The organism is Methylobacterium sp. WL18 (genome assembly GCF_008040015.1).
In the GTDB taxonomy this organism is placed as follows: Bacteria; Pseudomonadota; Alphaproteobacteria; order Rhizobiales; family Beijerinckiaceae; genus Methylobacterium; species Methylobacterium mesophilicum.
In genome coordinates, this window is sequence record NZ_VRVD01000202.1 from 1 (window position 1) to 7,746 (window position 7,746).

The 7,746-nt window shown below is 67.7% G+C and carries 6 protein-coding genes; 2 read left to right on the plus strand and 4 right to left on the minus strand.

From position 1 onward, the window contains the following. Positions 1-3,352 (minus strand): vitamin B12-dependent ribonucleotide reductase (locus FV228_RS15340; RefSeq protein WP_147855413.1); only part of this gene is annotated, 3,352 nt, incomplete at its 3' end. Between the two features lie 514 nt (positions 3,353-3,866). Here FV228_RS15340 and FV228_RS15345 point away from each other — a divergent pair. Together FV228_RS15345 and FV228_RS15350 are read left to right on the plus strand one after the other, a co-directional pair. Then, positions 3,867-4,283, plus strand: coding sequence for an NADH:ubiquinone oxidoreductase subunit NDUFA12 (locus FV228_RS15345; RefSeq protein WP_147855414.1), 417 nt, complete (start codon positions 3,867-3,869; stop codon positions 4,281-4,283). A 209-nt stretch (positions 4,284-4,492) separates the two neighbouring features. After that, a complete protein-coding gene (locus FV228_RS15350; protein ID WP_147855415.1) occupies positions 4,493-5,149 on the plus strand; it encodes a DUF2155 domain-containing protein in 657 nt (218 codons plus the stop codon). 3 nt (positions 5,150-5,152) lie between these two features. On the opposite strand, the gene aat is transcribed toward FV228_RS15350, so the two are convergent. The 3 genes from aat to FV228_RS15365 all read right to left on the minus strand — a co-directional run. Continuing rightward, positions 5,153-5,836 carry a leucyl/phenylalanyl-tRNA--protein transferase gene (gene aat, locus FV228_RS15355; protein ID WP_147855416.1) on the minus strand — a complete coding sequence of 228 codons (684 nt, stop codon included), beginning with the start codon at positions 5,834-5,836 and terminating at the stop codon, positions 5,153-5,155. 88 nt (positions 5,837-5,924) lie between these two features. Beyond that, the gene (accC, locus tag FV228_RS15360; protein ID WP_147855417.1) at positions 5,925-7,277 is read right to left on the minus strand and encodes an acetyl-CoA carboxylase biotin carboxylase subunit; all 1,353 of its coding nucleotides are present in this window, start codon (positions 7,275-7,277) and stop codon (positions 5,925-5,927) included. Between the two features lie 196 nt (positions 7,278-7,473). Further along, on the minus strand, positions 7,474-7,746 hold a 273-nt coding region (locus tag FV228_RS15365; protein WP_348645059.1), incomplete at its 5' end, for a biotin/lipoyl-containing protein.

The window sequence follows — 7,746 nt, forward strand, 5'->3', positions numbered from 1 at the left end:
GGGCGGGCTTGGCCCCGTCGCGCGTGGTGTCGCCGGCCTCGCCGCCGCCGAGCACCGTGCCGCCGATCTCGGCGGGGCTGACATGGGCCAGGTCGGCGCGGCCGAGATACGACACGGCCAGCTCGCGGAACACGTAGTCGAGGAGCGAGGTCGCGTTCTTGATCGCGTCGTTGCCCTGCACGAAGCCGGCCGGCTCGAACCGGGTAAACGTGAACGCTTCCACATACTCCTCGAGCGGCACGCCGTACTGGAGGCCGAGCGAGATCGCGATGGCGAAGTTATTCATCAGGCTCCGGAAGGTCGCGCCCTCCTTGTGCATGTCGATGAAGATCTCGCCGAGGCGGCCGTCGTCGTACTCGCCGGTGCGCAGGTAGACCTTATGGCCGCCAACCACCGCCTTCTGCGTGTAGCCCTTGCGCCGGGCCGGCAGCTTCTCGCGGGACCGGATGTGCTCGACCCGCTCGATCACCCGCTCGACGATCTTCTCGGCTATCTGAGCGGCCTTGGCCGCGGCGGGCGCCTGGATCAGCGCCTCGAGGGCGTCGTCGGCCTCGTCGTCCTCATCGGCGATCAGCGCGGCGTTGAGCGGCTGCGACAGCTTCGAGCCGTCGCGGTAGAGGGCGTTCGCCTTCAGCGCCAGGGTCCAGGACAGGCGGTAGGCCGCCTTGCAATCCTCGACGGTGGCGTCGTTGGGCATGTTGATCGTCTTGGAGATCGCCCCGGAGATGAACGGCTGGGCCGCCGCCATCATGCGGATGTGGCTCTCCACCGACAGGTAGCGCTTGCCGATGCGGCCGCACGGATTGGCGCAATCGAACACCGGATAGTGCTCGCGCTTGAGGCCCGGAGCCCCTTCGAGCGTCATCGCCCCGCAGATATGGGTGTTGGCGACCTCGATGTCCTTCTTGGTGAAGCCGAGGAACGGCAGCAGTTCGAAGGTCGGGTCCGACAGCTTCTCCGCCGGGACCTTGAGGGTCTGGATCAGGAAGTCGTCGCCCAGCGTCCACCGGTTGAACACGAACTTGATGTCGAAGGCCGACTTCAGGCCCTTTTCGATCGCGGAGATCTTGTCGTCGGTGAACCCTTTCGCCCGAAGCGTCGTCGGGTTGATCGCCGGGGCCTGGCCCATGGATCCGTGGCCGACCGCGTAGGCCTCGATCTCGGCGATCTCGGATTCGCGGTAGCCCAGCGCCCGCAACGCGTCGGGTGCCGCCTGGTTGATGATCTTGAAGTAGCCGCCGCCGGCGAGCTTCTTGAACTTCACCAGGGCGAAATCGGGCTCGATGCCGGTGGTGTCGCAATCCATGACGAGGCCAATCGTGCCGGTGGGCGCGATGACGGTCGTCTGGGCGTTGCGGTAGCCGTGGGTCTCGCCGAGCTGAAGTGCCCGGTCCCAGGCCGCGCGGGCATGGGCACCGAGGTTGTCCTGCGGGATGTTGGCGTGGTCCAGCGGCACCGGGGCGATGCTCAGGAACTCGTAGCCCTCCGCCTCGCCGTGGGCGGCGCGGCGGTGGTTGCGGATCACCTTCAGCATCGCGTCGGCGTTGTCGTCGTAGGCCTGGAACGGACCCAGCTCGGCCGCCATCTCGGCGGACGTCGCGTAGGCCACGCCGGTCATGATCGCGGTGAGCGCACCGGCCAGGGCGCGGCCCTCATGGGAGTCGTAGGGCAGGCCCATGGTCATCAGCAGGCCGCCGATATTGGCGTAGCCGAGGCCGAGCGTCCGGTACCGGAACGACAGCTCCGCGATCTCCTTCGACGGGAACTGCGCCATCATCACGGAGATCTCGAGCACCACCGTCCAGAGGCGGTTCAGGTGCTCGAACGCCTCGACATCGAAGCGCTTGGTTTGCCGGTCGTACATCGTCAGCAGGTTGGCTGAGGCCAGGTTGCAGGCGGTGTCGTCCAGGAACATGTACTCCGAGCACGGGTTCGAAGCCCGGATCCGGCCGCCCTGCGGGCAGGTGTGCCAGTCGTTCATCGTGGTGTTGAAGTGCAGGCCCGGATCCGCCGAGGCCCACGCCGCCTCGCCGATCTTTTCCCACAGCTCGCGGGCCGGGATGGTCTTCGCGACCTTGCCGGTGGTGCGCTGGGTCAGGTGCCAGTCGGCGTCAGCATCGACCGCCCGCAGGAAGTCGTCCGTCAACGAGACGGAGTTGTTGGAGTTTTGGCCCGCGACCGTGAGGTAGGCCTCGGAATCCCAATCGGTGTCGTAGACGGGGAAATCGATCTTGGTGAACCCCTGGCGGGCGAACTGGACGACCCGCTTGATGTAGGCATCCGGCACGGAGGCCTTGCGGGCGGCCTTGATCTCGCGCTTCAGCGCGGGGTTGCGGTCCGGATCGAAGCAGGCATCGCCTTCCGCCTCGCACTGGGTGCAGGCCTTCATGACCAGGCCGAGATGCTTGGACACGACCTTGGAGCCGGTTACCAGGGCGGCGACCTTCTGCTCCTCCTTCACCTTCCAGTCGATGAACGCCTCGATATCCGGGTGGTCGATGTCGACGATCACCATCTTGGCCGCCCGGCGGGTGGTGCCGCCGGACTTGATCGCGCCGGCAGCCCGGTCGCCGATCTTGAGGAAGCTCATCAGCCCCGACGACTTGCCGCCGCCGCCGAGCTTCTCGTTCTCGCCGCGGAGCGCGGAGAAGTTCGAGCCGGTGCCGGAGCCGTACTTGAACAGGCGCGCCTCGCGGACCCACAGGTCCATGATGCCGCCGTCGTTGACGAGGTCGTCCTGCACGCCCTGGATGAAGCAGGCGTGCGGCTGCGGGTGCTCGTAGCTCGACGCCGAGCGGGTCAGCTCACCGGTGCGGTAGTCGCAGTAGAAGTGGCCCTGGCTCGGGCCATCGATCCCGTAGGCCCAGTGCAGGCCGGTGTTGAACCATTGCGGGGAGTTCGGCGCCACCATCTGCTTGGCGAGCATGTAGCGCAGCTCGTCGAAGAACGCCGAAGCGTCCTCCTCGGAGGAGAAGTAGCGGCCCTTCCAGCCCCAGTAGGTCCAGCAGCCGGCCAGCCGGTCGAACACCTGCGTGGCCGAGGATTCCGAGCCGATCCGCTCCTCCTCGGGGAGTTCGGCCAGGGCGGCCTCGTCGGCGACCGAGCGCCAGAGGAAGGACGGGACGTCGTTCTCCTCGACCTTCTTCAGGCGTGCCGGAACGCCGGCCTTGCGGAAGTATTTCTGGGCCAGCACGTCGCTCGCGACCTGGCTCCAGCTTTCCGGCACGTCGATGCCGTCGAGGCGGAACACCACCGAGCCATCGGGGTTGCGGATCTCGCTCAAGGCCTTGCGAAACGGAATACCGGTATAGGGCGACTTTCCGGCCGTGGTGTAGCGACGCTCGAACCGCATAAGACACACCTCTCCCGTCGGGACACGAATGTCCCGGCCCCGCTGGACGCGGGGTCGAATCCCAATAAGGGGGTCGCGTTCGCTCGGGCCCGGAAACCGGACGCGAGGCGACTCAGCGAAGATGATTTTAGGCCGGTCGAACCTGCCGAAACGCACCACGGGGGGCGGCGCGACCGATGCAGGGACAATACCGCCGCCATCGCTCTCACGTCAACAAGTAGTGTGCGTCGGTGCGGTTCCCCGCTAGATGTTGTGCCGGATCGCATAAACCTGTGGATATCGACGGCGACTCGGATAAGTGCCCTTCCGGCATTCGGGATTCGGAGCGGAAAAATTTTCGATCCACACCCTGAAGTAGAGGCACTTTATCGCGGTTCATGAATAGCCGGCTGATGTCCGGCGTGGGCGTTGCCGCGCAGCGACAGTTGGGCCGCATGACTGGACTCGGGCGCGTGCGCTCACCATAACGGCGCCAGAAGCGCCTCTAAGGCGCGGCTTGCTACCGGGACCGGCGATGGCGCTGAAGGACACTTTGCTGCGCGTCTTCACGTGGTGGAACGGCCAGACCGTCTCGCTCGCGCTCCAGACCGCCCGCACCGGCATCTTCGTCGGCGAGGACGATTTCGGAAACAAGTACTACAAGGCCGAAGGCGCGCTGATCGACCGCTCGGTCGGCTCGGAACGGCGCTGGGTGGTCTATAACGGCTACGCCGACGCCTCGAAGGTTCCGCCCGGCTGGCGCGGCTGGCTGTGCCACAACGTCGATCTCGCCCCGAGCGAAGAGACCTACACGCCGCGCGCCTGGCAGCAGCCGCATGTCGAGAACCAGACCGGCACGCCGAACGCATACCGACCGCAGGGCTCGCAGCTCTCTTGGGGCTCGCGACCGGCCGCGACCGGCGATTACGTCTCCTGGACGCCCGGCGAGTAGGCTTGCGGCTGCGGCGCCCTTTTACCGCCACCGTTCCAGTGTTCACCTCGGGGCTATCCGATCCGACCGCCGCGCCCGTGACGGCGTGACCGGCCTTCCTCTAGAGCCTCGTCCCGAATCCGGGCCGCTGCCCTGGGGTCCTTGTTCCGCATCGTCGTCTTCCGAGAGACGGTCCCACGTTTCGGGGCGATGCATTAGGGGTCCGAGCCTTGAGCCGCACCAAAGCCCTCGCACGCGCCGGACTGCTCCTCGGCCTGGCACTGGCCCTCGGGGCCGGCCCGGCCGCGGCCGACAAGATCAAGAACCCGACCGCGGTGTTCTCCGGCCTCGACAAGATCACCGGCCGCATCGTGTCCTTCGAGGTCGCGGTGGACGAGACCGTGCAGTTCGGGTCGCTGCAGATGACCCCGCGGGTCTGCTACACGCGGCCGCCGACCGAGAGCGCCAAGACCACGGCGTTCCTTGAGGTCGATGAGGTCACCCTCGACAACAAGTATCGCCGCATCTTCACCGGTTGGATGTTCGCGTCGAGCCCCGGCCTGCACGCCATCGAGCACCCGATCTACGACGTCTGGCTGGTCGACTGCAAAGGCGGCAGCGACGTGATCGCAGAGGCGAAGGAGCAGGAGGACGTGCCGGCGGTGGCCGCCAAGCCGGAGCGGACGAAACGCGCCGGCCGGGATTCGACCAAGACCGCCCAGCAACTCAACGCCGCCGGCCAGGTCGATGTCGAGGCGCCGCGCGGGGTGCCGGTGCAGCCGCGACAGAAGCCCTCGCGAAAGTTCTTCCCGTCGAACGAAGGGCCGGCTCCGGCCCCGCCGCCCCCGCCGCAGCCGCAGAACCTGTTCGACGCGCTGTTCCGCTGAGGCTCAGTCGGCCGCGCCGACGCCCAGCGCGTCCAGCGCCCGCGCGCCCGGGACGGTCCCGTCGCAAGGCCAGACGTTCCAGTCGGCGACCGCGTCGAGGGCGACGGCGAGCCGCCGCTTATAGATGTGCCGCGGCAACTCCTCGGCGCCGAACTGCGTGAGGTGGTCGGTCACGAACTGGGTGTCGGCGAGGCGGTAACCGCCAACGCGCAGGCGTGCCATCAGGTGGACCAGGGCAACCTTCGAGGCGTCGCGCACCTCGTGGAACATGCTCTCGCCGAAGAAGGCCGCCCCCATCGAGACGCCGTAGAGGCCGCCCACCAAACGCCCGTCCGCACCGGCATACACTTCGACGGTGTGGACATGCCCGAGGTCGAACAGCGCGCCGTAGAGCTCGCGGATCCGCCCGTTGATCCAGGTCTTCTCACTGTCCCGGCGGGGTGCGGCGCAGCCGCTGACCACCCCGTCGAAATCCGTGTCGCACCGGACCTCGAACTGGTCGGACCGCACCGTCCGGGCCAGGCGCCGGGACACCCGGAACCCGTCGAGGGGGAGGACGCCGCGCGCCCGCGGCTCCACCCAGTACAGGGTCGGGTCGGTCGCATCCTCCGCCATCGGAAAGATGCCCGCCGCGTAGGCCTTCAGCAGGATCTCGGGGGTGATGTCCACGCGGGTCGGATCGTGCATGGGACGAGTGTCGCGCGGCGCCGGTCCAAATGCCAGAGCCGGCGCCGGACCTGATCGCCGCAAGCCGGCGGTGCGATCCCGGCCGGGCTCACACCTTCATGCCGCCATCTTCCAAAAAGTGCTCGAGCCAATGGATGTCGTAGAGGCCGTTCTGGACGTCCGGATTGCGGACCAGGGTGCGGAACAGCGGCAGCGTGGTGTCGATGCCGTCGATCACGAACTCGTCCAGCGCCCGGCGAAGGCGCATCAGGCACTCGTTGCGAGTGCGCCCGTGCACGATCAGCTTGCCGATCAGCGAGTCGTAATGCGGCGGGATGCGGTAGCCCTGGAACGCCGCGGAATCGACCCGGACCCCGAGGCCGCCGGGGGTGTGGTAATGGGTGATCTGGCCGGGGGAGGGGCGGAAGGTCTCCGGGTGCTCGGCATTGATCCGGCACTCGATGGCGTGACCCTCGACCTTGATGTCGGATTGCGAGACCGAGAGCGGGCCGCCCGAGGCGACCTGGATCTGCTCGATCACCAAATCGATCCCGGTGATCATCTCGGTGACCGGATGCTCGACCTGGATGCGGGTGTTCATCTCGATGAAGTAGAACCGGCCGTCCTCGTACAGGAACTCGACCGTGCCGGCGCCGAGATAGCCCAGCTCCTTCATCGCGTTGGCGCAGATGCCGCCGATCTCGGCGCGCATCGACTCGTTGAGCGCGGGCGAACCGCCTTCCTCCCAGACCTTCTGGTGGCGGCGCTGCAGCGAGCAATCGCGCTCGGCCAGATGGACCGCGCCGCCCCGGCCGTCGCCCAGAACCTGCACCTCGATGTGCCGGGGCTTCTCCAGGTACTTTTCCAGGTAGACCGCGTCGTCGCCGAACGCCGCCTTGGCCTCGGAGCGGGCCATGCCGAGCGCCTGCTCCAGTTCGGCCTCCGAGCGGGCGACCTTCATGCCGCGCCCGCCGCCGCCGGCCGCCGCCTTGACCAGGACGGGGTAGCCGATCCCGGCCGCGATCCGCTTGGCCTCGTCGGCATCCTCGACGCCGCCCTCGGAACCCGGCACGCACGGGATGCCGAGCTTCACGGCGGTGCGCTTGGCCTCGATCTTGTCGCCCATGGTGCGGATGTGCTGCGCCTTGGGGCCGATGAAGCCGATCTGGTGGTGTGCCAGCACCTCGGCGAACCGGGCGTTCTCGGACAGGAAGCCGTAGCCCGGATGCACCGCGTCCGCCCCGGTGATCTCGCAAGCCGCGATGATCGACGGGATGTTGAGGTAGCTGTCCCGGGCGGCGGGCGGCCCGATGCAGACGCTCTCGTCGGCCAGCCGGACGTGCATGGCGTCCGCGTCGGCGGTGGAATGGACCGCCACGGTGGCGATCCCGAGTTCCTTCGCCGCCCGCAGGATGCGCAGGGCGATCTCGCCGCGGTTCGCGATCAGGATCTTGTCGAACATCGAACCCTTAGAGCGTCCAGGCGATCCGACGGGACCGCGCAGGATGATCTATCCTCTTGTTGCGCGCCGTTTTCCAGGCCTGACGTGACGGTCGACGTGGCGGAAGACGCCCGACATCGCCTGCACGGGACTCATCGCCGCCTGCTCGTAGCACGCGACCCGAACGGCGAAGCGAACGGGCCGCCCCGCGCGTCGATCAGGCGATGACCAGCAGGGCCTCGCCGAACTCAACCGGCTGGCCATCCTCGACGAAGATCGCCGTCACCGTGCCGGCGCGGGGCGCCACGATCTCGTTGAAAGTCTTCATCGCCTCGATGAGGAGCAGCTTGTCGCCGACCTCGACCTTCGAGCCGATATCGATGAACGCCTTGGCCTCAGGCGAAGGACGCAGGTAGGCGGTCCCGACCATCGGCGACGGCACCGAGCCGGGATGCGTCCGGGCCGGCTCGGCCGGGGCGAGGGCCCCCGT

What these genes read in the sequence shown, in the direction of transcription:
- FV228_RS15345 (WP_147855414.1), top strand. Translation starts at nt 3,867, where the DNA reads ATGGCGCTGAAGGACACTTTGCTGCGCGTCTTCACGTGGTGGAACGGC.
- accC (WP_147855417.1), bottom strand. Translation starts at nt 7,277, where the DNA reads ATGTTCGACAAGATCCTGATCGCGAACCGCGGCGAGATCGCCCTGCGC.
- aat (WP_147855416.1), bottom strand. Translation starts at nt 5,836, where the DNA reads ATGCACGATCCGACCCGCGTGGACATCACCCCCGAGATCCTGCTGAAG.